This is a genomic window from Qipengyuania sp. L-5Y, assembly GCF_056859455.1.
On sequence record NZ_JBSXOM010000011.1, the window covers coordinates 1 to 24,169 of the forward strand.

Sequence of the window (24,169 nt, forward strand, 5' to 3'; positions counted from 1 at the left end):
GACAGGATGTGTTCGATTACATCGAGATGTTCTACAACCCGATACGCAAGCATGTGAGAAACGGGATGCTGTCACCCGTAGAGTTCGAACGGCAGCAGATGATGAGCACCGAGGGCGTCTAGAAAACTAGGGGCTATTCAAGGAATGCGATACAACTTATCCAAGACCTCATGCCGCATGTCATCCGGCAGCCCACTTGCTTTCGCCTTCATTGGACGATGTCCGTTCTTATCGACCACCGAGCTCGGCACGTCGCGTATGGGATCCATGTTTAAGACCTGTTTAGCGAACGGCTGGAGGTCTTCGGGAACCCACTGAGACGAGGTCGAGAGGTGGCCGTAGTTCATCACTACAGCGCGCATGGTTTCGTTGCCGCCAGTGGCGGGGGAGGAAGTGTCAGTCATGTTGATTGCTTCTGCCTGAGCGATCTCAGGCGATTGGCGTTGTGCGATGCGTCCACAGCGGACGCGGCTGTTCCTTCGGCGCTCTTTAGGAGACCGAGGGGTTAGGTTTGGAGGCGGAAAAGAGTTCGATGCCACTCAGGGCTGCAAGGCCCTTCACACCCACCCGTTGGAAGGTCTGTGAAGGAGTAGTATCTTCAGAGAAACTGACGGAGATCCTTACGGGCACGCGAGGTGAACCTACGGATCTCTTATAGTTCTCTTTCAGCCTATCTGACCGGGGGGCAGAGGGGTTCCATCCTCAAGGGTGAGGGTTAATTGGAAACCCTTGCCTTCCTACCTTGGATGCAACACTCACGCATCACCCTTTCCGAGCGACTGTCCAGACAATCTTTCAGGGCTTATTTGGAGACCCTAAGGGTTATCCTACAGTTCTCTTTCAGTATATCTGACCGGGGCAGGGATTCCATCCTCCGAGGGTGGGGGTTAATTGCAGTTAGGCAAGTGATCCTCTGCCCGCCGGGTAAAAGCTGCCAGGAGCTTTGCACCTTCATACCGAACGTAGTGATCCCTTCTTGAGCCCCTTTAGATAACCCTAAGTTATCTCTTTCAGTGGTCTGTCCCCCGAGGGTGAGGGTTAATCGGAGACCAGCGCTTTTCTGCGAATTAAATATGGGGCGAGAGCTGTTTGTCTTGCTGCGCAGTGGCTGCTCGCTGGATACCGCCCCCGCACCAACTTCGTCTGACCCTCGACGCAGTGAAGTAACTCGTGAGGACTGAGCGGCGGAGGCCGCGCTTACTAAGCACTTCCGGGATTGAGCTTTGATCTTCGATATGAGTTCGTTAGGGTCGAAATCGAATAATTAGACGATAATTGAGGAGGGGGCGAAATGGCTTTTGTAGCGTTTTTGATTGGGGCGATCTTTGGGTTTATGTTGATCACAGGTCTTGTCAGCTTGATTACGCGACGCTTCTGGAAGGGTTCGCAGTACCGCTGGGGAACGGTTGCGATCGCGTTTTTACTGGCAGTCGTTCTTTACGCTATTGGCTCGGCTGATGGAGAACCTATTCGCTGGACGGCAGGTATCCTTCCTTATGGCATTGCGGCGCTAATCGTAGGGTTCGGCTGGCAAAGGCTTGCTCAACAGAAATCTCTTGAAGCATAGGTTTCCGCACTGTCGACAGCCGTACGATTTTCCGTCGCGTCGTGCTTCAAAGAGCGGCTTCTAGATCCGGATAACGAACTATCGCTATTATCTCAGCAAGTCGCTCTAGCGAAAGATCCTTACCGTAGGTCCCGAACGTGAGCCCCTGCTTCTCGTGTCCTATCAACTGTGCCACCTCATTCTGCGGCACTCCTGCCGCTTCAAGCTGACCTACGACGTTTTTTCGGAAGGAATGAAATACCTTCATTCGATTATCGAAGCCGCGAGCTATTTTCAGAGACGAGAACTCTTTTCCTGCATCCCCGCTCGGCTTCTTACCCGGCCCTTCATCATTGAACCTAGGCCATATCCGCGCTTCTGGACATCCAGTTTGGGCCTTTCGGACTAGCCAACTCAAGGCAGGATGAACTGGCACCTTCCTAACCCCTGCGGTGGTCTTTGCGTCGGTCACGTCGATATACGTAACGCTGCTGGACTGCTTTATTTGCCCGTTAGTGAGCGAAGCGATCTCGTTCAGCCGCATGCCAGAATGGAGTGCGACGAGCATAATCTCGCGAATGTCGTCCCTTTTCGGCGGAGGGTTAAAGAGCCTCTTGAGTTCGTCGATCTCCCAAGCAACAAAGCCGTGCTTGTTTTTACCTTGCTTCAGACTACGCCTGTGTCCGTCGAATGGGTTTCGTCCCTCGCAATGCTCGCGCTCTTCTGCCCAGTTCCAGAAGGTAGAAAGTGTGCCCATGTGCCGGTTAACGGTAGCATCGGCCAAGCCTTTATCTCTCCCGCCAAAGCGCCTCTGAAGTTCCGACCAACTCACGCTTATGCCATCCTCGCGAGGTTTTCCGGTCCTCGCCCAGTCTGGATCCATTTGTCTAAGCGCATCGACGAAGTGCGAGACGTCGCCGCGCCTCACTTGCCGGACCGGCTTGTCTCCGAAATAACACTGAAAGAGATCGAAGGTTGCCTTCTTTTGCTGCTCCGTATTCGTCGCTTTGAGCCCTGCCGTAGTGCGCCAGAGCCGGAGATACTCATTGGCTAGTTCTCGGAAGGATAGCTCCAGTTCCTTTCTAGGTTTTACGCGGCCACGAACCTGTTGCTGCTTAGCGTCTTGAAGGGCCATCATCTTCATGCTGTCCGCTGGGCCAAGCTCCCCTCCCCCGGCCCGCTCGGCGAGCTTCTCCAGTTCGTACTCGATACCGGCGGTGATCTCATCGAAGCTCTCGCGGTCCCCCTGAAGAGTGAACTCGCCCCTCTCAGCTTTCTCACGCATGCTCTCATAGATCCGGCGAAGGGCAGCAATCGGAGCATCAGTGCCAAGGCGCTGCGCCTCCCAACCCGCTTTTAGCTCAGCTTCCCAAGCCAGCGCCTCGACCTTTGCGGTTCGCCTGTCTGTCGCCTTGAGGGTTCGGTAGAGCATCTGTTTGCCGCCCATTGCATCCTGTGCGCTCTTGGGCACCCGCACCCGCGCTTCCCATTTGTTATGCCGCTGCTTCAGAGCTGCCATCTATGCCCCCCTTGAGCCCCTGTGGGGCAGGTTTGTGGGGCAGGTCTGTAGGGGTGCAACACACGGTAATGCAAGGAATTACAAGTTTTCTGCGGGTTTGAGCCTATCTGAGCTCAGCCTCCTCTCTCCCCGACCACTTTATCGCAAAAACGACGGTTTTCCGCCTCTTTAGCATGATGCATCGCACCACTGCGGTCACACGACTGTAGCACATAAGCGATGCACATGCGGAAAGGTCAGACCGATTTCTCGCATCGCTCATGTCACGCGTCGCGGCGCGAGATATGTCATCCGGCGCCGCATCCATTTCCGAAATATTACCTCTCGGCCTCTAGCGCTCGCGCTTCAGACGGCTGACCCGAGCAACGACCTTCCCCGAACAGCCCCCAATGCTTTTTCGTATTGGCACGTGCCGAAAGCGCAATTCCGTTAGGCTGATTACTTGTGACACCTACCTTAGGGCGGACGTTCGACTGTCACGGACGCAAGTCAGCGTTGAAATGCCATGCGTATGGAGGTCTGTCCTGCTGCTAACTGCTGGCATTGAAGAGAATTTAATGAAATGTACCTAAATTAAAGAACGAAATAGCTAATTGGATAAGCGCGAGCGAAGCGCAGTTCGCTAAGGGGTCTTGACGTCAAACATGAGTTTGCTGTGGTTCACGTGGCGGTCGCTCCTTCAAACGGTTGTGATAATCTGCGCCGGACTTGTCGGCCCTGGGCTGTTCGCGGCCCCACCTGCCGACACATGCTTTGCCGTTTCGCGCTCTGTTATCGCTCCCGATAGATCCGATCTGCAATGCTCGGGGAAACCAAGCAGTTACAGCGGCCGTGTCCTTTGGCTGCGTGTGCCAATCGCGCCAGCGCTTTCGCAAGATGCATCGCTCGCCATTCAAACCACCCGGTTCGAACGCCTCGATGTCTACTTCGAATATAGAAACGGCATACGAAAAGCGGGGTCGGTCGGCCGAGGCGAATACGGCAGTAATTGGCAAGTCGGTGGTCAGATCGCTTTCGACACCGATGTTGATAATCAAGCTAGCGCGGCATGGCTACGAATAGAGGGCCTGCAGAGTTATGATCTGCTTGAGCTGCGAATGATCTCTCAGCTGGTCGCACAACGCCAGTTCCAGCTGACCGCATTCGCTATCGGTGCCGCATTGGCTCTCCTAGGTATAGCTGCGCTGTTCAACTTCGGTCTCGCTTTGGGCTTACGGCAAAGCTTTTTTCTCTGGCATGGTGGCTGGGCCGCGACAGTCATGATCTGGGGCCTTGTTTGGTCTCAGATCGGGCTGACGATAGTTCCAGAGATGGCGGGCACAACATCGAACCGCCTCGCTACTATTCTGGCCTGTCTTGCAATCCTGTTGGCGTCTCTCGCAACGGCAGCCGCGCTGCGCCAAGCCACGCCGAAACGTGCGCGCCGCCTGCTCGTCGCGCTCGGCGCCGTTGTTTTCGCCTTGGGTACGGTGAGCGGCCTGCCCGGTGCCAACTTTGGACGGTTTGCCATAGTTCTAGGGATCGGGACCCTATCTAGCGTGGCACTAGCAACAGCCTGCATCGCAAAAGCATGGAAGGATGGTCATGTGGAAGGCCGCTACCTTGCCATTAGCTGGGCCATTCCCATGGCAACGTTGGCTATTACTCAGATAGTCGATCTCGGCGGGGTGTTATGGGGCGGCGGTGACAGGATCGTGATGCTGTTTGCTTCCGCCTTGCAGGTTATCTGCTTGACCGGCTTTGCAGCGGCACGCTTGGGATCCCTGCGAGTGGAGCGCGACGTCGCGATCGAAACTGGTTTGAGAATGGTGGAACTCGCCGAACGGGATCCGATGACGGGATTGTTGAACCGCAGGGGGTTTCTTGCCCGATGCTCAGAAGATTTTGGCGGGCTCGCGAAAGTCCCGTTCGGCTTGCTCGTAATCGATCTGGATAGGTTCAAGTTGGTCAATGATGAGTTTGGGCATCAGACCGGAGATGAGGTCCTAATAGCTATAAGTCGCAAATTGCAGACGTTTGAAGCGCGATATGCCTGCCATGTTGGCAGGCTTGGCGGAGAAGAGTTCGTCGTGGGCGTGAGTGGGCTTGCTGGCCAAGACCTTTGTCGGCTTGGCGAAGCGGTAAAATCCGAATTGGCGCAATGCAATTTTGATGCAATTGCACCCGCTCTCCGGATCACCACCAGCATTGGGATCGCGCAAGGCATAGCGGATGGGCCGTTCGACACGCTTTACAGACAAGCCGACGACGCACTCTATGCCGCCAAGCACGCGGGCCGAAACCGCGTAATCATCGCTGATATCAGCTCTACTAGACACCAAGAGATCATAACCCTGAAGGTGTCCGGGCGTGATCGTATCCATGTGTGATTAGGGGGACTTACCAGGAGCAGGTTTCAGGTCAGGCAAACTTGCATGGCAATGAGTGCTATTAGGATAGAAATTTTCCAACCGGTCTTTTGACTACATTGCTGACGTACTTGTTGCTCTAATTTGATGCGGAGCCTTCTCCCTTTTGACCAGTCGAATCGTCGAGACCATTCACTGTAAAAAGACTCCGCTTATCCGGACACTTGGGGTTCGACCCATAGCGTCTTGATCGTCATCCATAGCACCACGGTCAATGGGCCACCCAGCAAGAGGCCGGGCAAACCGAACAAAACCCCGAAAGTCAGCAGGCAAAATAACGTGATCGCTGGCGGGATCTCGACTGCAAATTTCATCGCCAGAGGAGCGACAGCGTTGCCCTCGATCTGCTGCCAAACGATAAAGAAGCCGATGGTCCACAACGCTGTATCGATACCAACGGTACCTGCTATCAGAACTGCAGGTATTGCGCCCAAGACCGGCCCCAGCAGCGGCACGAACTCGAACAACCCGGCCAAGATAGCCAGCGCCAGTGCGGATGGCACGCCAAGCAGGGTCAGTCCGAGATAGACGACCAGGAAGGTTGCAAGCATGGAAATGAGCTGCGCCAGCAACCAGTCGCGTAAGGCCTTTCCCGTTTTGCGGCTGGCTGCATCCACACGATCTCGCGCACGTTGCGGAAGGAGCGTGATGGCACCCTTGTGATAGGTTTTGGGATTGATGGCGATATAGACCCCGCCCAATACCGCGACCATCAAACCGGATAGCGCGTCTGTCAGTGCCCCAAACATGGTTTGAACCATTGAGGCCAAGCTTGTGCCGTCAGGCGCGAAATCGTCGATCACGCTTTCAACCCGGTCGGGGCCTGCCCAGTCGACAAAATTCTCCCAAGCTGGGGGAAGCGTGTCGCCGAGTTGGGACAATTGGGCGGATATCTGGCGACCGAACAACAACGCAGCGCTGATAAGCACCGACGCAATCAGAATGCCGGCAAGCAGACGCGACACGCCTTCCGGCACGGGTGCCAGCTTCCGCAACGCGTTTCCAAAGGCGTCGAGTACAACGGCAACCACTACCGCTGCGAAGATTAGCAGAAGAACGCTTTGCAACTGCCAGATCAGCAGAGCACAAACTACCAGTGCTATAGCTATCAGAACACGGAGGGAAAACTGCGCAAGGCTGCCGGTCACGGGAAGCTCACGAGACAGTCGAAAGGCATTTTCATTTACTCCCAGGACAAGCTCCGATCGGCCGCCCGGAAGCATCAACCAATAGGCGCAACGCCAGGTCCCTGTTAAATGGATTATTCCTAGGGCGCTTGTCCCCCTTTGGCTTTCGCAGCATTGACGCTTCGATGAAATAAGACGGTTCGCTTTCAATGCAACGTGCTGGGATCAGCAGGAATTTGTCGGGCTGGAGAGCGAATCTACTGCCCTCTGATCGGCTGCGGCTTGGCTGCCTCATGACTTCATCCCAACCCTTCATTGCGCAGCAAGCCTGCTTGCGCGATAGGAGGTTGTCGCCTTTTGCGACCGGTCTGAAAACTATATCGGGATTTCCTCAAATGCGCCGCGCAACCATTGCTGCTCTTTTCATGGCCACCATCGTTCTGGGTGGCTGCAACACTGTTCGCGGGGTGGGCGATGATTTGAAATCGGTCGCCAACACGGTCGACGACGCCACCTGATCGCTCAAAAGCCGTAGCGGAGACCGCCCCATATCGTGCGCGGGGCACCCAGGTCGATCGAACCACCCTGGTTGCGAGTCACGATCGTTTCGCCCGTAAGGTTTTCTCCGCGGAGTACCAGGCTTAGCTTGCCCATGATCGGCACCTGCGCAAAGGCGTCGAGCGTCGTTGCAGCAGGTAATGTATCCATTTCCAGATCGTCTTCGAACTGGGCGCTAACGTGACCGACGGTTGCCGACACGATCCAGTCGATCGCGGGGCGGTATGCGAGCGTTGCGCGCCCCGCAATGCGGGGTGTCTGGGCCGGTCGGTTCCCATCGAGTGCTGCGGCAAAGCCCGACCCGCGAGTTTCGGCATCCGTCCATGAGATAGAGGTATTTAGGCTGAGCTTACCCAGATCTGCCTTTGCTCCGGCCTCGATACCACGAGCACGAATCGCATCAATATTCTGACGTTCGCGCAGGTTAGTATCAATCGTCACATTGGCTATCGCGTTCTTTACGCGGTTGTCGAACGCGGTGAGGGATAGTGACAGGTTTTCGGTCGGCGTGACGTCCAATCCGGCCTCGAACCCTTCCAGTCTCTCATTCCGCAATCCGGCGTTGGCCTGGGTCACGACGGGGAAGACGACGAACGGGCGGTAAAGCTCATTAAGCGTAGGCAGACGCAGGCCGGAGTATGCTGCGGCTCGGAGGGCTAGTGTGTTGGATGGCCGGAGGAGTAATCCCCCACGAAAAGAGGCATCCCATCCGGCCCTGTCGGCGAAGGTTTCGGCGGCGACGGGCAGTCCGTTGGCGTCGCGCTCGCTGAAGAAACCGTCGCGGATCGACCAGCGATCAAGCCTCGCGCCGCCAGTCAGGGTCAGGGCACCGAGCGTCCAGTCATTCTCGATGAAGAGGCCAAGATCGCTGTTTGTGCCGCCAGCATTACGCCGCGCCGTGACTGCGCCGGAAAACGCGCTGATCGCCGTTTCGAACAATTCGCCATCCGATTGGCGATAGTCGACACCCAACCGCAGCACATTGTCTTCTCCGGTCGGCGGGCGCAGTTCGAATTTTCCGCCAAGACCGGTCGACGGAGTATTTCGCTGATCCAGTACCGGAGCGAAACTGCTCGAGCTGATCACGACATTCGTGAAATTGCGTGCCTGGACATAAGCCAGCGCATCGAATTGCCATCGGCCGCGACCGATCAGCCGGAGGCTTGCATCCTGGCCTTCGATCGTGCTGTCGGCGCCTTCAAATCGCAACGTCCGAGCATCACGGTAAGCAAGGCCGCGAAATTGAAGCTCGACATCGTTTGTGAGGGGCGCAACGCCGCGCAATTGGGTCGACCAGCTATCGAAGGCAGCGCGCGCCGATTGCGGCACACGATCATCTGCGGGCGTTGTGAAGAAGCCCTTCCCACGATCCCAGCGGCCCGACACCACGGCAAACCCAGCGCCCAAGCGCGAACCGATGCTCGCAGAGCTTTCCGTCTCCCCGCGATCATTGACCAGTATTTGACCGGCGACGCCGTCCAGTGCCACGATCCCGGCGCTTTCCAGTTCGATCGTTCCCGCAAGCGCCCCTGCACCGAAGGGCCCCGATCCCCCGCCCCGCGTGACGCGGATCTGCGCAAGACGCTCCGGCGCAAGCGCGCTGAAAGGAACATAGCCGAAAAAGGGATCGCTCATGGGCACACCGTCGAGCAGGACGAGCGCCCGACTGGTCGCATTGCCGCCCAGAGCACGCAGCGTCGCGCCTTGGGCGGACGCATTCGCGGAACGACTGTCCGAACGGCGGAACTGCTGGAACCCCGCAACAGACGAAAGGGCATCCTCGATCCGCCCCGACGGCACGGAAAGCAACTGGTCGCGATCGATTTCCTGCGTGTCGTAAGCTGGAGCAGCAGGTGTCGCTTCCAGCCCCGTGCCGGTCACAATGATTACAGGCTCATCGGTCTGCGCGAATGTGGGGGCCGCGGCGGCGACCGCGATCAGGCTGGCAGCCAGCGAATATCGAAAAATGACCATCGCGCTCGCCCTAACGCCAGGTCTCGGGAATTGCGAGTGCCTGCAAGGCGTTTGCACTGAGCAAACGAATGCCTAGAGATATGTCGAAGAGGAGACCTGATGCATGACGGAAGCTGGCAAGAAATCTGAATGGGTCAAGCGCCCCGCTACGGCCGCCGAAGACACGAATTGCACGCTGGAAGAATACCAGTCACTCTATGCGCGAAGCATCGAGGATACGGATGCTTTCTGGCGCGGGCAGGCGGAACGGATCGATTGGTTCAGCAAGCCCGAGGTCATTGGCAACTGGTCCTTCGATCCGGTTTCCATCAAGTGGTTCGAGGACGGTGTTCTCAACATCTGTCACAATGCCGTCGACCGGCATGTCGAGGCGGGCAATGGCGAGCGCATCGCATTGATTTTCGAGCCCGATGCTCCCGATGGAGAGGTGCGCCAGATCACCTTTGCCGAACTTCAGGCAGAGGTTGTGCGAATGGCCAACACCTTGAAAAAGATGGGTGTTTCCAAAGGCGACCGGGTAACCATCTATATGCCCATGGTGCCCGAAGGCGCTTTTGCCATGCTGGCATGTGCGCGGATCGGGGCGATCCATTCGGTGATTTTCGGCGGCTTCAGCCCCGACGCGATCGCGGGCCGGGTCGAGGATTGTGCGAGCGACTGGATGATCACCGCAGACGAAGGACTGCGCGGCGGCAAGCGGATTCCGCTGAAAAGCAATGTCGATCGAGCGTTTGAAAAGGTGCCGAACAGGGGTGTTCTGGTCATCAAACACACGGGCGGTTCGGTGAGCATGAAGAAAGGCCGCGATCACTGGTACCACGAGCTTTCGGCCGATGTGGCGGATGAATGTCCATGCGAGCCGATGAATGCGGAAGATCCGCTGTTCATTCTATATACGTCAGGTTCGACAGGCAAACCCAAGGGCGTTCTGCATACCACCGGCGGATATGCCGTCTGGACCGAAACTACCTTCCGTTACATCTTCGATTATCGCGAAGGCGAGGTCTTCTGGTGCACTGCCGATATCGGGTGGGTCACCGGGCACAGCTACATCGTCTACGGTCCGCTGCTGAATGGGGCGACCGCCCTGATGTTCGAGGGCGTTCCGAACTATCCAGATCACGATCGCTTCTGGACCGTATGCGAAAAGCACAAGGTCAACATCTTCTACACCGCCCCAACCGCGATCCGCGCGCTAATGCGCGAGGGCGACACTCATGTGACAAAGCACGACCTGTCATCGCTCCGTTTGCTGGGCAGCGTGGGCGAACCGATCAATCCCGAGGCGTGGCGCTGGTATTACGAGGCTGTCGGCGGGGGGAAACTGCCGATCGTAGACACCTGGTGGCAGACCGAAACCGGTGGCTGCATGATTACCACCCTGCCCGGCGCGCATGACATGAAACCGGGCAGTGCGGGAAGGCCTTTCTTCGGTGTGTGCCCGCAGCTGGTCGACAATGAAGGCCATGTTCTGGACGGTGCGACAGAGGGCAATCTGTGCATCACCAGAAGCTGGCCCGGTCAGGCGCGCACGGTCTACGGCGATCACGAACGCTTCATCCAGACCTACTTCAGCACTTACAAGGGCAAGTACTTCACGGGCGACGGCTGCCGCCGCGACGAGGACGGATATTACTGGATCACCGGCCGCGTCGACGATGTCATCAACGTATCGGGCCATCGCATGGGTACGGCCGAAGTTGAAAGCGCGCTGGTTCTGCACCCGAAGGTCAGCGAGGCAGCCGTGGTCGGCTTCCCGCACGATATCAAAGGCCAGGGCATCTATTGTTATGTCACGCTCAACGCCGGAGAAGAGCCGGGTGACGAACTGTCGGCAGAATTGCGCACGCATGTCCGCGAAGAAATCGGCCCGATTGCGACACCGGATCACATCCATTTCACCCCAGCCCTTCCCAAGACGCGGAGCGGGAAGATCATGCGGCGCATTCTTCGCAAGATTGCCGAAAACGATTTCACATCACTGGGCGACACATCGACACTGGCCGATCCCGGCGTAGTCGATGAACTTATCGAGGGAAGAAAGAACCGTTAGCAGACCTTAGCTCTAAGTTAACCACGCGATGGCATTGAAGGCGGATGCACAGGAACGCCGCCAGATGTGGATAACGAGACTTCTGGCGCGCCCTTCCCGCCAGTTCGAATGGCGCAGCTATTTTCTGTTCGGCTGCGCCATTCTGCTGGCCGTCCTGCTAACCGGTGCAAGCTTTAACGCGCATCGTTCATCACAGGATCTGTCCGCCGTGCGCGAGCGACAGGTTCATTCGTTCGACGTTCTGCTGGCGGCAGACGAACTGCGGATGGCGGCACTTCAGCAGGTGCGCGGCGAACGCGGGTTTCTGCTTACTGGTGATGCAAGTTTACTCGATCCCTTTGTCGAAGGTCGCAATGCGGCGGGCACGAGCTTTGCCCGCCTGATTGAACTGACAGCCGACAATCCGGAACAGCAGCAACGGCTGCTGGATATGCGCAACGAGTTCGGCGCATTCAACACGGTTCTCGACGCCGTGATCGCGCAGCAGAAAAGCGGACGGCGCGAAGATGCAATCTTCTACATTCAGCGCGGAAACGACAAGGATGCGCTCGAAGCGGTCTTGCAGGAAATCGACGCGCTCGTGGATGCCGAACGGGCGCTGCTGCTCGAGCGCGGCGAACTCGCCGACTTGCGAGCGGTATCGAACGAGCGCCTTCAGTATGTGCTGGCGAGCATCGGGGTGCTGTTCCTGCTACTTACAGCCGTGACGATCCTGTTTCTGCGCCGCTCGCTTGCCAAGGGACGCGGACTGGAAAACGAATTGGAGCGGGTGTCTGCGACGGACGCCCTCACCTCCCTCCCCAATCGACAGAAATTTATCGATGCGCTCACCCGCGCCATTTCGGTGGCCGAAACCAATCCCAAACGAAAATTCGCCCTGGCGATATTCGATGTCGATCATTTCAAGCGCATCAACGACCGCTGTGGCCATGAGGCCGGTGATGAAGTCATCAGGGAAGTGGGCAGCCGGGCGATGCAGGCCCTGCGGGAAAAGGATTTCGTCGCACGGATCAGCGGCGAAGAATTCGCCGTTCTGCTGCCCGGTGCAGATCTGGAAAAGGCGCATCTGGTTTGCGAGCGGATGCGCGCAGCCATCGCCGGGCGGCCGGTTACGTGGGACGACGGGATCATCCCGTTCACAGCCAGTTTCGGTGTGGCGGAATTTCGCACCGGCGACGATATCGACCACATCATGGTGCGGGCAGACACCGCCCTTTACGAAGCGAAAGTCGGCGGCAGGAACCAGGTTCGCCTGGCCGCCTGACACTTGCACGGGAATACAATTGCCGCGTAGGCAGTGGCGATGACCAAACAGCGCGTGCTCTTCGTCTGCCTCGGCAATATCTGCCGCTCTCCGCTCGCCGAAGCGGCTTTTCGTAAAGCTGCGAGCGAAGCCGGACTGGACGTCGAGGTCGATAGCGCCGGGACAGCGGATTATCATGTCGATGAAATGCCCGACCCCCGCAGCATCGAGGAAGCGCAGCGCCATGGCATCGATATTTCCAGCTATCGCGGCCGACAACTGAAGCCGGCAGATTTCCATGCGTTCGACTGGATCCTGGGCATGGACCGATCGAACATGACGAACATCTCCAATGTAGATCCGGGCGACGGCAAAGCGCAGGTGTTCATGCTCATGGATATCGTGCCCGGACAGGAAGGCCGCGAAGTCGCCGATCCCTGGTATGGCGGCGAAGACAATTTCCGTGCGACATGGGACGATGTGTCGATGGCCGCCAAGGTACTGGTCGCGAAAATGATCGATGACCGCGCTTGAAGATGCGGCAAAAGCAATATTCGGTGCCAGCCCGACAGCGATAGAAACTCTGGCTGGCGGGGACATATCCGGTGCCAGCAGGATCGAGTTTGCCGACGGTTTTTCCTGCGTAGCCAAGAAGGGTCCATTGATCGATCGCGAGGCGCGAATGCTGGAAGCTTTTCAGCGACTGGATGCGCCGTCAGCCGCAGTGGTGGGAACAGTCGGTGATTGGCTGTTCCTCCAGGATCTCGGGCAAGCTCGACCATTTTCATCAGCCACCTGGTCAGCGCTTGCCGAAACGATGGCCCCTTTGCACGGCGCGGGCGCAGGTCGGAAATATGGCTGGGAAGAAGATTACGGCCTGCGCCATATCGTCGTTCAGAACCAACCACGCGAAAGCTGGGTGGAATTCTGGCGCGATAATCGCCTCCTTTGCCATGTCCCCGAACTCGATCCCGATCTTGGTCGAAGAGTCACTGCACTGGCGGAAAGACTGGAAGATCTAATCCCGGAAAGACCCACCGTGTCACTCGTCCATGGCGATCTGTGGGGCGGGAATATCGTGTGGGACGGGGCCACTGCGTGGCTGATCGATCCTTGCGCCTGTCATGGCGACCGCGAAGTCGATGTTGCCACGCTGACAGTCTTCGACACGCCTCCTCCGCAATTCTTCGAACAGCTGGACCTGGCGCCGGGGTGGCAAAGGCGACTGCCGGTGTACCGGTTGTGGATGTGGCTGATCCATGTGCGACTGTTCGGTTCCGGTTACCGGGCGGCTGCGGAACGGGATCTCGATCAGCTGGGCTTCTAGCCGCCGCGCAGGGTCTTCACGCCAAAATCGCGTTCGAAAAGATACAGCAGCACCCGTGCCGCCTCGCCCCGTTTTCCTTCAAGACCGCCGTCGCGTTCCATCAACAGGCGCGCATCGTCATAGGCCTTGGGCAACAGTTCCGTGATCTGTTCGAGGCTCGCCACGGCGAACGGCGTATCACCCGATTGCCGCGTGCCGAGCAGTTCGCCGCCACCGCGAAGACGCAGATCTTCTTCTGCAAGAAAGAAACCGTCCTGGGATTCGCGCATCAGGGCCAGGCGTTTCTGAGCGGTTTCGGACAGCGTTTCGCCATGGAGCAAGACGCAGAAGGATTTCTCGCTGCCCCGCCCCACCCGGCCCCGGAGCTGGTGGAGCTGGGCAAGGCCGAAGCGTTCGGCCTGTTCGATGACCATCAAGGTGGCATTGGGCACATCGACACCGACCTCGATCACTGTCGTTGCCACGAGTAATTTGGCGTCGCCGCGGGCGAAGCGTTCCATCGCTGCGTCCTTGAGCTCTGACCCGAGCTGCCCGTGGACCATCACGACGTCGTCGCCGAAACGCTCTTTCAGCGCTGCATAGCGCGCTTCCGCCGCGGCAATTTCTTCCGGGCCGTCCATTTCGCGGACCATCGGGCAGACCCAGTAGGCCTGCCGCCCTTCGGCGATCTGCGCGGCGAGCCGATCGACCAGCGCACCAATCCGGGCCTGCCCCATGACGACCGTGTCGATCGCCTGACGTCCAGGCGGCAATTCGTCGAGCTTGCTGACATCCAGTTCGCCATATTGCGCCAATGTCAGAGTGCGGGGGATCGGCGTCGCCGTCATCGCGAGGACATGCGGCGCGCGCCTGCCCTTGCTGGCCAGCATCAGGCGCTGGCCCACCCCAAAACGGTGTTGTTCGTCGATCACAACCATGGCGAGATTGCGATAGCTGACCGCGTCCTGGAAAATCGCGTGGGTACCCACGACGAGGTCAATGCTGCCATCCAGCAGCCCCATCAGCGTAGCTTCGCGTGCCTTCCCCTTGTCGCGCCCCGTGAGCAGCGCGACGCGCGCGCCGGTGGGTTCCGCCATGCGGCGAAGGCTCTCGTAATGCTGGCGGGCCAGGATTTCAGTCGGGGCGAGCAGCGCCGCCTGGGCGCCCGCTTCCACCGCGATGAGCATGGCTTCGAGAGCCACGATGGTCTTGCCTGCACCGACATCGCCCTGGAGAAGCCGCAGCATCGGTGCTTCCTGCGCCATATCGCCTTCGATTTCGGCGATGGAGCGCCGCTGCGCTCCCGTCAGCGGAAACGGGAGGGCCAGCTTTCCGCGGTAGGTGCCGTTGCCCTGCAGGGGCTGTCCCTTGCGCTTGCGATTGTCGGCCCGAACCAGCATCAGGGCAAGGCTGTTGGCGAGCAGTTCGTCATACGCCAGCCGATCGCGCGCCGGGGCATTTTCGCCCTTGTGGGCAAGCACCAGCGCATCGCGCCAGGTGGGCCAGTCTTCCTTGTTCACCTGCGAACTGTCGATCCATTCGGGCAGCTCGGGTGTGCGGGACAGCGACTGGTCGACCAGCCCTGCGATCTTGGGCTGGGTCAGTCCTTCCGACAGACGATAGACCGGCTCGCACAGCCGCTGCAGGGTTTCGCCGTCTTCCTCCACCACATGATCGGGATGGACGATCTGCAGCATGTCGCCGAAGCGTTCCAGCTTGCCCGCGACCCACCGCGTTTCGCCCACCGGCAACTGCTTTTTCGCATTATAGGAAGCGCGCCCGAAATAGGTCAGCGCGATCACGTTGCCGATGCCATCCTGCGCCAGCACGCGATAGGGGGCCCGCGGGGAACGGCCGCTGCGATGCTCTGTGACCGACAGTTTCACCACGATCTGCTCGCCTTCGCCCGCATCGTCGACATTCTGCACCGCGCGGCGCGTCACGAACCTTTCGGGAAGGTGGTAATCGAGATCGCGCACCCGCGTAAGGCCAAGCCGGTCCAATGGTTTTTTCAGCTTGGGTCCTACGCCATCGAGAGTTTCTGTTTCGGCGAAGAGGGGATTGAGAATATCGGGACGCATTGCGGAATGCTATAGCCGCTTGCGCGGCTTTGGCGAGTGCCCTACCCGCGTCGAATGCCCGATCTCCTCACATTCGAAGGCCGCAAACAGCGCGCCAAATTTCGCGCATGGCACCGCGGCACGCGCGAGGCGGATTTCATGATCGGGGGGTTCTTCGACCGGTATCATGCCGACTGGGCCGAAGAAGAACTGGCCTGGTTCGAAGCGCTGCTGGAAGAAGACGACGTGGATGTCATGGCCTGGGCGCTGAAAACCCAGCCGACACCGCCCCGCTTCCAGGGCAAGCTGATCGAGGCGATGCAACAGCTCGACTACGTGGATATTCCGCGTTGACGGACGGCCCTCGGGCACTATCTCGCCACTGACGAATTTTCCCATGCGCCCCCTCCCCAAATCCGGGCAGGGGGCAGTCTTGCGTGTGCGACCCGCCGCGCCCCCAAACGCCAGGACCCCGATGCCCGACCTTTCCCGCATCCTGAAAGCCGATACTCCCCTCACCCTGGCGCAGGTCGCGCGCGGTGCTCAGCCGCTTGTCATGGCCGATCTCGCCCGAGCGAGTACGGGCCGCGCAGTTTTCATTGCGCCGGACGATTCGGCGATGCGCGCGATCGTCGATGCTGCCGCGTTTTTCGCGCCCGAGCTCGAGGTCATCGAGTTTCCCGCCTGGGACTCGTTGCCGTACGACCGCGCCAGCCCCGCGCTCTCGATCAGCGCCAGAAGGCTGTCGGCATTGTTTCGCCTGCAGGCCGGCAAGGCCAAGGCGCAGCTCGTCGTCACCACAGCCAATGCAGTATTGCAACGCGTGCTGAGCCCCTTCCGCATTCGCGAAAGTGTGCGAGAGTTCAAACCGGGCATGGAAATCGGCCGCGAAAGCCTGGGGCTGCTGCTGCAGAAACAGGGGTATGGCCGCACCGACACGGTCATCGACAAGGGCGAATATGCCGTTCGCGGGTCGATTGTCGATATCTTCCCCAGCGGCATGGACGAAGCATTGCGGCTGGATTTCTTCGGCGACGAACTGGAATCGCTGCGCACCTTCAATCCCAATACCCAGATGAGCACGGGCCGACTGGATTCGCACCTGCTGCTCCCCGCCAGTGAAGCGCTCCTCGACGAGGATAGCATCAAACGTTTCCGCAGCCGCTACCGGGAAATGTTCGGCGCCACTGCGACGCAGGATCCACTGTACGAAGCTGTCAGCGATGGTCGCCGTCTCGCCGGGATGGAGCACTGGCTGCCGCTGTTCGAGGAGAAGCTGGCGACGCTGTTCGATCACCTGGGCAAGGACGATTTGATCGTCATCGATCAGGCTTCGATCGCTGCCGCTGACGAGCGGGTCAAGGACATCTCGGATTATTACGATCAGCGCACCGCTATCACGGGGCAGGCCAGGGGTAATTATCGCCCGCTGAAGCCGGACGCGCTTTATCTGACCGGCGAAGAACTGAAGGCAGCGCTGGAGGCAGCGCCCGCCCACCGCACCACGCCTTTCGACGAACCCGAAAGCGACAAGGTGGTTGGTTTCGGGTTCCGCTCCGGCCGCGACTTTGCACCGGAGCGCGCGCGAGGGGACAACGTCTATCCGGTTCTCGCAGATCATCTGAAATCACTTGCCAAGGCTGGCAAACGACCGCTCCTCGCAGCCTATTCCAAGGGAAGCCGCTCACGCATAGCGTCCATCCTCGAAGAGGCTGGCACGCCAGTACAGATGGCGGAAACCTGGCAGGAAGCGCTGGGTGTGTCGGCCAAGGGCAAGCCTGCGGCCATGATCCTGCCTGTGGAAGCAAGTTTCGCCAACGACGAAATGGAACTGCTCACCGAGCAGGATATCCTCGGCGACAGGCTTGTTCGCCGCAAAAAGAAGCGCAAGGATTCCGACGCATTCCTCGCCGAGTTGCAAGCGCTCAGCGTGGGCGATCTGATTGTTCATACCGAACATGGCATCGGCAAGTATCTCGGCCTCGAACCGATTGCTGTCGGCAAATCCAAACACGATTGCGTGCAGCTCGAATACAAGGGCGGCGACAAGCTCTTCATCCCGGTCGAAAATATCGATGTGCTGAGCCGCTATGGCAGCAGCGAGGAAGCGGTCATGCTCGACCGGCTCGGAGGCGAAGCGTGGCAGAAGCGCCGTGCACGCCTGAAAGAACGCATCAACGAGATTGCGGGCGAGCTTATGCAGGTCGCGGCGCAACGCGCGCTCAGGAAAGCCCCGGTCTTCGAAATCGACGAAGGTCCCTTCAATCAGTTCCTTGACCGTTTCCAATATGACGAAACGGATGATCAAGAACGCGCCATCGAGGACGTTCTGGGCGATTTGGAAAGCGGCAAGCCGATGGACCGGCTTGTCTGCGGCGACGTCGGCTTCGGCAAGACCGAGGTCGCCTTGCGAGCGGCTTTCGTGGCAGCAATGAATGGTCAGCAGGTCGCCGTGGTGGCTCCCACCACTCTCCTCGCCCGCCAGCACTTCGAAAATTTCGCGGCGCGCTTCAACGGTTTCCCGCTCAAGGTAGGTCGACTGTCCCGATTGGTGCCGGCTCGCGAATTAAAGGAAACGCGCGAAGGGCTGGAGAATGGACAGGTCGATATCGTCGTCGGAACGCATGCGATCCTGTCGAAACAGACGAATTTCAAAAACCTTGGTCTTGTCATCGTCGATGAAGAGCAGCGCTTCGGCGTCACGCATAAGGAGAAGCTCAAGCAGCTCCGTGCAGATGTTCACATGCTCACGCTGACGGCCACTCCCATTCCCCGCACCTTGCAGATGGCCATGACGGGCTTGCGAGAGCTTTCCACCATCCAGACCCCGCCTGTCGATCGGCTTGCCGTGCGCACTTATGTGATGGAGTGGGACGACATGGTGATGCGCGAAGCCTTGCTTCGCGAACATCATCGCGGCGGGCAGAGCTTCATCGTCGTACCGCGTATTTCCGACATGGAGCAGATTTCCGACTGGCTTCACGAAAACGTTCCAGAGATAAAATTTGTCTCCGCTCACGGCCAGATGTCGGCCGGCGAAATCGAGGAGCGGATGAGCGCGTTCTACGAAGGCAAATACGAAGTCCTGCTTGCGACAACGATCGTCGAAAGCGGGCTGGATCTCCCTAGTGCCAACACCATCATCATCCACCGGGCCGACATCTTCGGACTTGCGCAGCTCTATCAGCTGCGAGGGCGTGTCGGCCGGTCCAAGCTGCGCGCTTACGCCTATCTGACTTATGCGCAGGACACGCAGCTTTCGGAAGTCGCTGAAAAGCGCCTGAAGGTTCTCGGCGATCTCGACAGCCTTGGCGCAGGCTTTCAGCTTGCCAGTCACGATCTCGACATTCGCGGAGCGGGCAATCTGCTGGGTGACGAGCAGTCCGGTCACATCCGCGAAGTCGGGTTCGAACTGTACCAGTCGATGCTGGAAGATGCGATACTCGCAGCCAAGGCGGGGGAACTGGGGCTCGAGGCGAAGCCTGAACGTGTCAGTCCGCAGATCACGGTCGATGCCCCGATCATGATCCCGGAAGATTATGTGCCCGACCTTGCTGTGCGCATGGCGCTATATCGCCGCCTGAACGATGCTGCCGACAAGGCCGAGATCGAGGCACTTGCCGCAGAAATGATCGACCGGTTCGGCGAGTTGCCATCCGCCACGGCCAATCTCGTCCGGCTCATCGAAATCAAGCATCAGGCCATCGAAGCGAACATTGCCAAGGTCGATGTGGGCGCTCAGGGAACGCTGGTCACTTTCCACAATGACGACTTCCCCGATCCGATGGGTCTGCTCGGCTATGTCGATCGGCTCAAGGGCACAGCGAAGCTGAGGCCCGATATGAAGCTTGTCATTAGCAGAGCGTGGAATTCACCGGAAAGCCGGCTCAACGGTCTCTTCCAGCTCACCAAGGGGTTGTCAGGCATCGCCCGTAAATCGCGAAAAAGCGAGAAGGTTGCCGCCTAGGATCCTGCCAGTTTGAGAAAATCGGGCGCGCTCATCGGTTCTGCACGAAGGAAGCCCTGGTAGGACTGGCACCCTTCCTTGCGGGCCAGATCCCGCTGATCCGCGTTTTCGACACCTTCGACCAGCACCTTCAGGTCGAGCGCCTCGGCCATGGCGAGGATAGCCCTGAACACCGCAAGGTCCCGTTCGTCGTCGAGGACCCCGTCCAGCATCGTGCGATCGAGTTTCAGGCAGTCGATCGGCAAGACCTTCAGATATCGGAAATTGCAGAAGCCCGCGCCGAAATCGTCCAGCGCGATGCGGATTCCGAACAGCTTCAACTGATCGAGTACCCGGCTGACCCTGTCGAGATCGGCGAGCAGCACCTGCTCGATAATCTCGAGCGTGATCCGCCCCAACGAAAAGCCGACCCTTTCCGCCATGCGAGCAAAGTCGATGGCGAAATTATCAGCAGCGAGATCAACGGGTGTAATGTTCAGTGATAGCCGCAAGTGATCCGGCCATTCGAGCGCCTGTTCGAGAGCACGTTTCGCGATGTGCCGGGAAAGGTGGGCAACATGGTCTGCACGCTCGGCTATCTGGAACAGGGTCCCAGCACCGATCCGCCCTATCAGGGGGTGCTCCCAGCGAGCCAGGGCCTCGGCCCCGATCAGCGTGTCGTCGTCCAGCGCGAATTGCGGCTGAAACAGGATCTCGATTTCGTCACGGTCAATTGCGGCGAGTAAATCTGCTTCGAGCTGCTGGTTCGAACGCCCTGATCGCGCCACTGCGCCCGCCGACCAGTCGATACGGCGGCGGTTGCTGTCACGCATGCGAGCTGCGACTTCGGACAGCCGGTCAAGCACGCTATCGGCATTGTCATTGTCGGTGACCCGCATGAGAGCGAGTCTAGGCCACAACCTGAGGCTGGCCCCGCCTTCGGGATTGGCGATAGGCATAGCAATGGCGTCTGCAAGCGCTTCGGCCAGCCATTGCCACCGCTCGCGGCTACATTCCTGACGCGCGATGAGAAGGAAGCTACCCCCGCCCATGCGCGCGGCGATCCAGGCACTGCTGCTTTCCAGCTCGTCCGAAGCGAAGTGCTTGATACGCTGCGCCACTTCGACCAGCGCGCCGTCGCCTGCACTCTCACCGAAAGCGACGTTCAGCGTATCGATGCGCCCCAGCGTGATGAGCATTGCATGCATGGGACAGGAAATGGTCTTGTCGGGCCAATCCCGCTGCCAGCGCGTAATCGTGCCGCGGGCCTGCGCCTGATCAGCGAGGCCAGTGAGCGTGTCGCGCGTTTCGCCGTTAATTTCTTGGGGCATGCTTGCCATATCGGCCGTCCTTAGCGCGCCCCGCAGAAGGGTATGCCACTTTTTCACCCATGTTGCCAAATGGGACGTGCATCCATAGGTACGCTGCAATCCCGGGCAATGGTTATCCCGGACAGGAGGATGCTGGGGCAATGCCCGATTTCAGCCGTTTGGCTCTGCTTGTTTCCGATGCTCCGCTTGCGCAGGAAGCTGCCGACAAGGGTTTCCACGAAATAGCAGATTGGGTGCCGCTATCCGAAGCCGAGGCGGTCGTCGTTCTCGGCGGCGATGGTTTCATGCTGCAGACGCTTCATGCGATGCTGGATAGCGAGCGGATAATCCCGGCCTACGGTCTCAATCTCGGCACGGTCGGCTTCCTGATGAATCGCAACCGGAACCCCGAGACGCTCATCAAGCGCATCGGAAAGGCCAAACTCCATCATATCGCTCCGCTGCGCATGCGGGCACGGACTCAGGACGGCGAAACTCATACCTTCTGCGCGATCAACGAGGTCAGCCTGCTGCGCGAAACGCGGCAGACCGCGAAGCTCGAAGTGACGGTCGACGACAAGGTGCGGATCCCCGAGCTGGTTTGCGACGGTGTCCTGCTCGCAACGCCGGCGGGTTCGACTGCCTACAACCTTTCAGCCGATGGACCGATCCTGCCACTCGATTCGAACCTGCTCGCACTCACGCCGATCAGTCCGTTCCGTCCGCGTCGCTGGCATGGGGCGATCCTCCCTGATCGAAGCAGAGTCTCGCTGCGCGTGCTCGAAGAACACAAGCGTCCCGTTTCGGTCGTCGCAGACCAGCGGGAGCTTCGCGATGTCGCCCAGGTTGACCTTGAAATCGCGCGCGACAGCCAACTGACGCTGCTGTTCGATCCCGGCCATGCGCTCGACGAACGCATCGTCGCCGAGCAGTTCGTCGTCTAAGTTGCGAAAGCAGGTAAGCAGTGTGAATTTTTGCGATTTGCCCGCTTGCCAAACCGCAAAGCCCCCCATATAGGCGCACCCCTGCCCAGCGGGCTGCTCCCCGATAGCTCAGCGGTAGAGTAGGTGACTGTTAATCACTTGGTCGTTGGTTCGAATCCAACTCGGGGAGCCATTCACTTCTTAGGAAGTGAGAGCATCAGCCTTTCAAATCGCGAAACTTATGCTCTGTCCGGCCGGATAGAGGGTTGAAGGCGCGCGATTGTTGAATTCAGGCGAACGGTTAGTCTGCGCCTGATCCGGCCCATGTCAGATCTAGCGAACCGCGACCGATGGTTTTGCTACGCTCGTATCCTACGAAATGCGCATTTGAACCAGATCGCCCCTAGTTCATTACGTGTAGCATGACAGAGTATCACTTTTATGAGCCGGCAGACGGCCATCGCCTGCCGCACGACCCGCTGAACGCGATCATTGCACCACGGCCAATAGGCTGGATTTCAACCGTAGCGCCCAATGGCGCGCGCAATCTGGCGCCTTACAGCTTTTTCAATCTCATAAATTATCGACCGCCGCTCATTGCTTTCTCATCTTCCGGTTGGAAGGATTCCGTCGCTAATGTGAAGGCGACGGGCGAGTTTGTCTGGAACCTCGCCACCATGGCTCAGGCCGATCAGATGAACATGAGCTCAGCAAGTGTGGCGGCCGATATCGACGAGTTCGACCTTGCGGGGCTTGATGCGCTGCCTTCACTACGCGTCAAGCCCGACCGCGTGGCGGGCAGCCCCGTCCAGTTCGAGTGCCGCCTCACGCAGCTCATTCAACTCGAAAACAAGGAGGGTGGCGAGCTGGATCAATGGCTCGTAATTGGCGAGGCCATTGGCATCCATATTGACACTTCAATGCTTGAGAACGGCATATACATGACTGCTCGTCCCTGCCCCATCACGCGCGGCGGAGGCCCGGCAGATTATTTTGAGATCACGCAGGACCGCCTCTTCAAGATGAAACGACCCGACGACTGAGGTTTGGGAAGGCCTTGCTAGGCTTGAGCTTTTGACCGGTGCCCAAATTACCAGCTTTCGGCACTCAGTCCGTCAGGAAATGGGTGATGTCTTTCCAACGCGGCAGGCCTCGCCTATGCGCCGCCGCGCGTGACGGTAACGAGCTTCTATAACGACGATTTGATGCGACTGGAGAAAGTGGGTCGTCGACGCGCGATGACCCTGGCTTCCGGCTGCGATTTTTCTTCCAACGACTATCTCGCGCTTGCGGGGTCAGCTGCCTTACGCTCTGCAGCCATGGACGCTTTGGCAAGAGGCGTCTCTCCGGGGTCCGGTGGGTCGCGTTTGCTGCGCGGCAATTGTGCTGAACATTTGGGTCTGGAAACCGATGCTGCCCGTTTCTTCGGCAGTGAAAGTGCGTTGTTCGTCGGCTCGGGTTTCGCCGCGAATAGCCTGGTTGTCTCCACCTTGCCACAAGCGAGCGACCTCATCCTGCACGATGAACTGATCCATGCCAGTGTGCACGAGGGCATGCGGATGGCACGGGCACCTTGCCAGAACTTTGCGCATAACGACGTGGATTCAGCAGCCGACGCGATCGCACGATGGCGGGCGAAGGGCGGATGCGGCACACCGTGGATCGCCTTAGAAACGCTTTACAGCATGGACGGCGATGTAGCGCCCTTGGACGACTTTGCCTCCTTGGCGGAACGTACCGGGGCCATGCTGCTCATCGATGAGGCGCATGCGGTCGGGGTTTGCGGACCAGAGGGGCGCGGGCTCGCTGCACATCTGCATGGATGCGAAAATGTCGTCACTCTCATAACGTGCGGGAAGGCCCTGGGATGCGAAGGAGCGCTCATCCTGGCGCCAACAGTCTTTCGCGATTTTCTCGTGAACAGGGGGCGCAGCTTCATTTTCTCGACTGCACCGTCGCCGCTGATTGCCGCGATTGTTCGCGAAAGCCTTTCGATTGTCGCGAATGCAGATGAACGACGCCAACGTTTGCGCCTGATCATCGAACATGCCGGCAAGCGTCTGGCGCCACTAGGCATAATTCCGAGCGGGACGCATATCCAGCCCGTGCCGATTGGTGAAGATTCACGCACGATGCGCATCGCTGAGGCACTTCAGGCTCGCGGTTTCGACATTCGCGGCATTCGCCCGCCGACTG

At 58.9% G+C, this 24,169-nt stretch carries 19 protein-coding genes and 1 tRNA gene; 14 read left to right on the forward strand and 6 right to left on the reverse strand.

Features of this window, described 5'->3' with window-relative positions:
- Nucleotides 1-122: IS3 family transposase (locus AC13F2_RS00505; protein WP_482963913.1), on the forward strand; the 122-nt coding region annotated here is incomplete at its 5' end.
- A gap of 15 nt (nt 123-137) precedes the next feature.
- Here the strand turns inward: AC13F2_RS00505 and AC13F2_RS00510 are convergent.
- Nucleotides 138-404 (reverse strand): hypothetical protein, encoded by a 267-nt coding sequence (locus tag AC13F2_RS00510; protein ID WP_482963896.1) that lies wholly within the window; start codon nt 402-404, stop codon nt 138-140.
- An 887-nt stretch (nt 405-1,291) separates the two neighbouring features.
- Between AC13F2_RS00510 and AC13F2_RS00515 the strand changes: the two genes are divergently transcribed.
- Nucleotides 1,292-1,567: a hypothetical protein gene (locus tag AC13F2_RS00515; RefSeq protein ID WP_482963897.1), complete on the forward strand. Its 276-nt coding sequence runs from the start codon at nt 1,292-1,294 to the stop codon at nt 1,565-1,567.
- 46 nt (nt 1,568-1,613) lie between these two features.
- On the opposite strand, the gene AC13F2_RS00520 is transcribed toward AC13F2_RS00515, so the two are convergent.
- On the reverse strand, nt 1,614-3,065 hold the full coding sequence (locus AC13F2_RS00520) for a tyrosine-type recombinase/integrase (protein ID WP_482963898.1): 1,452 nt from the start codon (nt 3,063-3,065) through the stop codon (nt 1,614-1,616).
- A 644-nt stretch (nt 3,066-3,709) separates the two neighbouring features.
- Between AC13F2_RS00520 and AC13F2_RS00525 the strand changes: the two genes are divergently transcribed.
- Nucleotides 3,710-5,434, forward strand: a complete 1,725-nt coding sequence (locus AC13F2_RS00525; protein ID WP_482963899.1) for a sensor domain-containing diguanylate cyclase — start codon at nt 3,710-3,712, stop codon at nt 5,432-5,434.
- A 191-nt stretch (nt 5,435-5,625) separates the two neighbouring features.
- On the opposite strand, the gene AC13F2_RS00530 is transcribed toward AC13F2_RS00525, so the two are convergent.
- Nucleotides 5,626-6,621, reverse strand: a complete 996-nt coding sequence (locus AC13F2_RS00530; protein WP_482963900.1) for an AI-2E family transporter — start codon at nt 6,619-6,621, stop codon at nt 5,626-5,628.
- A gap of 374 nt (nt 6,622-6,995) precedes the next feature.
- Here AC13F2_RS00530 and AC13F2_RS00535 point away from each other — a divergent pair, with 374 nt between their 5' ends.
- Nucleotides 6,996-7,118, forward strand: a complete 123-nt coding sequence (locus AC13F2_RS00535; RefSeq protein ID WP_255407927.1) for a hypothetical protein — start codon at nt 6,996-6,998, stop codon at nt 7,116-7,118.
- A 4-nt stretch (nt 7,119-7,122) separates the two neighbouring features.
- Here AC13F2_RS00535 and AC13F2_RS00540 read toward each other — a convergent pair whose 3' ends face one another.
- Nucleotides 7,123-9,132, reverse strand: a complete 2,010-nt coding sequence (locus AC13F2_RS00540) for a TonB-dependent receptor plug domain-containing protein (RefSeq protein WP_482963901.1) — start codon at nt 9,130-9,132, stop codon at nt 7,123-7,125.
- 103 nt (nt 9,133-9,235) lie between these two features.
- Between AC13F2_RS00540 and acs the strand changes: the two genes are divergently transcribed.
- The 4 genes from acs to AC13F2_RS00560 all read left to right on the forward strand — a co-directional run bounded on the left by acs (nt 9,236) and on the right by AC13F2_RS00560 (nt 13,755).
- On the forward strand, nt 9,236-11,185 hold the full coding sequence (acs, locus tag AC13F2_RS00545; RefSeq protein ID WP_482963902.1) for an acetate--CoA ligase: 1,950 nt from the start codon (nt 9,236-9,238) through the stop codon (nt 11,183-11,185).
- A gap of 64 nt (nt 11,186-11,249) precedes the next feature.
- Nucleotides 11,250-12,449: a sensor domain-containing diguanylate cyclase gene (locus AC13F2_RS00550; RefSeq protein ID WP_482963903.1), complete on the forward strand. Its 1,200-nt coding sequence runs from the start codon at nt 11,250-11,252 to the stop codon at nt 12,447-12,449.
- Between the two features lie 39 nt (nt 12,450-12,488).
- Nucleotides 12,489-12,962: a low molecular weight protein-tyrosine-phosphatase gene (locus AC13F2_RS00555; protein WP_482963904.1), complete on the forward strand. Its 474-nt coding sequence runs from the start codon at nt 12,489-12,491 to the stop codon at nt 12,960-12,962.
- Nucleotides 12,949-13,755: a fructosamine kinase family protein gene (locus tag AC13F2_RS00560; protein WP_482963905.1), complete on the forward strand. Its 807-nt coding sequence runs from the start codon at nt 12,949-12,951 to the stop codon at nt 13,753-13,755. The genes AC13F2_RS00555 and AC13F2_RS00560 overlap by 14 nt, the downstream gene beginning before the upstream one ends.
- On the opposite strand, the gene recG is transcribed toward AC13F2_RS00560, so the two are convergent.
- The gene (recG, locus tag AC13F2_RS00565; RefSeq protein ID WP_482963906.1) at nt 13,752-15,815 is read right to left on the reverse strand and encodes an ATP-dependent DNA helicase RecG; all 2,064 of its coding nucleotides are present in this window, start codon (nt 15,813-15,815) and stop codon (nt 13,752-13,754) included. The genes AC13F2_RS00560 and recG overlap by 4 nt on opposite strands.
- Nucleotides 15,816-15,869: 54 nt before the next feature.
- Here recG and AC13F2_RS00570 point away from each other — a divergent pair, with 54 nt between their 5' ends.
- Together AC13F2_RS00570 and mfd are read left to right on the forward strand one after the other, a co-directional pair.
- Nucleotides 15,870-16,148 carry an FAD assembly factor SdhE gene (locus AC13F2_RS00570; protein WP_103023321.1) on the forward strand — a complete coding sequence of 93 codons (279 nt, stop codon included), beginning with the start codon at nt 15,870-15,872 and terminating at the stop codon, nt 16,146-16,148.
- Nucleotides 16,149-16,269: 121 nt separating this feature from the next.
- A complete protein-coding gene (gene mfd / locus AC13F2_RS00575; RefSeq protein ID WP_482963907.1) occupies nt 16,270-19,761 on the forward strand; it encodes a transcription-repair coupling factor in 3,492 nt (1,163 codons plus the stop codon).
- Here the strand turns inward: mfd and AC13F2_RS00580 are convergent.
- Nucleotides 19,758-21,080, reverse strand: a complete 1,323-nt coding sequence (locus tag AC13F2_RS00580) for a bifunctional diguanylate cyclase/phosphodiesterase (protein ID WP_482963908.1) — start codon at nt 21,078-21,080, stop codon at nt 19,758-19,760. The two genes, mfd and AC13F2_RS00580, sit on opposite strands and share 4 nt — an antisense overlap.
- A 131-nt stretch (nt 21,081-21,211) precedes the next feature.
- On the opposite strand from AC13F2_RS00580, the gene AC13F2_RS00585 reads away from it, so the two are divergent.
- The 4 genes from AC13F2_RS00585 to AC13F2_RS00600 all read left to right on the forward strand — a co-directional run.
- A complete protein-coding gene (locus AC13F2_RS00585; RefSeq protein ID WP_482963909.1) occupies nt 21,212-21,994 on the forward strand; it encodes an NAD kinase in 783 nt (260 codons plus the stop codon).
- Between the two features lie 97 nt (nt 21,995-22,091).
- Nucleotides 22,092-22,166 (forward strand) — tRNA-Asn (locus AC13F2_RS00590).
- Nucleotides 22,167-22,395: 229 nt separating this feature from the next.
- Nucleotides 22,396-23,016 carry a flavin reductase family protein gene (locus AC13F2_RS00595; RefSeq protein ID WP_482963910.1) on the forward strand — a complete coding sequence of 207 codons (621 nt, stop codon included), beginning with the start codon at nt 22,396-22,398 and terminating at the stop codon, nt 23,014-23,016.
- A gap of 129 nt (nt 23,017-23,145) precedes the next feature.
- The coding region (locus AC13F2_RS00600) for an 8-amino-7-oxononanoate synthase (protein WP_482970436.1) at nt 23,146-24,169 on the forward strand (1,024 nt) is incomplete at its 3' end.

Bases quoted from the DNA above. Each gene is read 5' to 3' on its own strand.
- recG (WP_482963906.1), bottom strand. From the start codon at position 15,815: ATGCGTCCCGATATTCTCAATCCCCTCTTCGCCGAAACAGAAACTCTC.
- AC13F2_RS00560 (WP_482963905.1), top strand. From the start codon at position 12,949: ATGACCGCGCTTGAAGATGCGGCAAAAGCAATATTCGGTGCCAGCCCG.
- AC13F2_RS00550 (WP_482963903.1), top strand. From the start codon at position 11,250: ATGTGGATAACGAGACTTCTGGCGCGCCCTTCCCGCCAGTTCGAATGG.
- AC13F2_RS00580 (WP_482963908.1), bottom strand. From the start codon at position 21,080: ATGGCAAGCATGCCCCAAGAAATTAACGGCGAAACGCGCGACACGCTC.
- AC13F2_RS00535 (WP_255407927.1), top strand. From the start codon at position 6,996: ATGCGCCGCGCAACCATTGCTGCTCTTTTCATGGCCACCATCGTTCTG.
- AC13F2_RS00525 (WP_482963899.1), top strand. From the start codon at position 3,710: ATGAGTTTGCTGTGGTTCACGTGGCGGTCGCTCCTTCAAACGGTTGTG.
- AC13F2_RS00595 (WP_482963910.1), top strand. From the start codon at position 22,396: ATGACAGAGTATCACTTTTATGAGCCGGCAGACGGCCATCGCCTGCCG.
- AC13F2_RS00555 (WP_482963904.1), top strand. From the start codon at position 12,489: ATGACCAAACAGCGCGTGCTCTTCGTCTGCCTCGGCAATATCTGCCGC.
- AC13F2_RS00585 (WP_482963909.1), top strand. From the start codon at position 21,212: ATGCCCGATTTCAGCCGTTTGGCTCTGCTTGTTTCCGATGCTCCGCTT.
- mfd (WP_482963907.1), top strand. From the start codon at position 16,270: ATGCCCGACCTTTCCCGCATCCTGAAAGCCGATACTCCCCTCACCCTG.
- AC13F2_RS00570 (WP_103023321.1), top strand. From the start codon at position 15,870: ATGCCCGATCTCCTCACATTCGAAGGCCGCAAACAGCGCGCCAAATTT.
- acs (WP_482963902.1), top strand. From the start codon at position 9,236: ATGACGGAAGCTGGCAAGAAATCTGAATGGGTCAAGCGCCCCGCTACG.
- AC13F2_RS00540 (WP_482963901.1), bottom strand. From the start codon at position 9,132: ATGGTCATTTTTCGATATTCGCTGGCTGCCAGCCTGATCGCGGTCGCC.
- AC13F2_RS00510 (WP_482963896.1), bottom strand. From the start codon at position 404: ATGACTGACACTTCCTCCCCCGCCACTGGCGGCAACGAAACCATGCGC.
- AC13F2_RS00515 (WP_482963897.1), top strand. From the start codon at position 1,292: ATGGCTTTTGTAGCGTTTTTGATTGGGGCGATCTTTGGGTTTATGTTG.
- AC13F2_RS00520 (WP_482963898.1), bottom strand. From the start codon at position 3,065: ATGGCAGCTCTGAAGCAGCGGCATAACAAATGGGAAGCGCGGGTGCGG.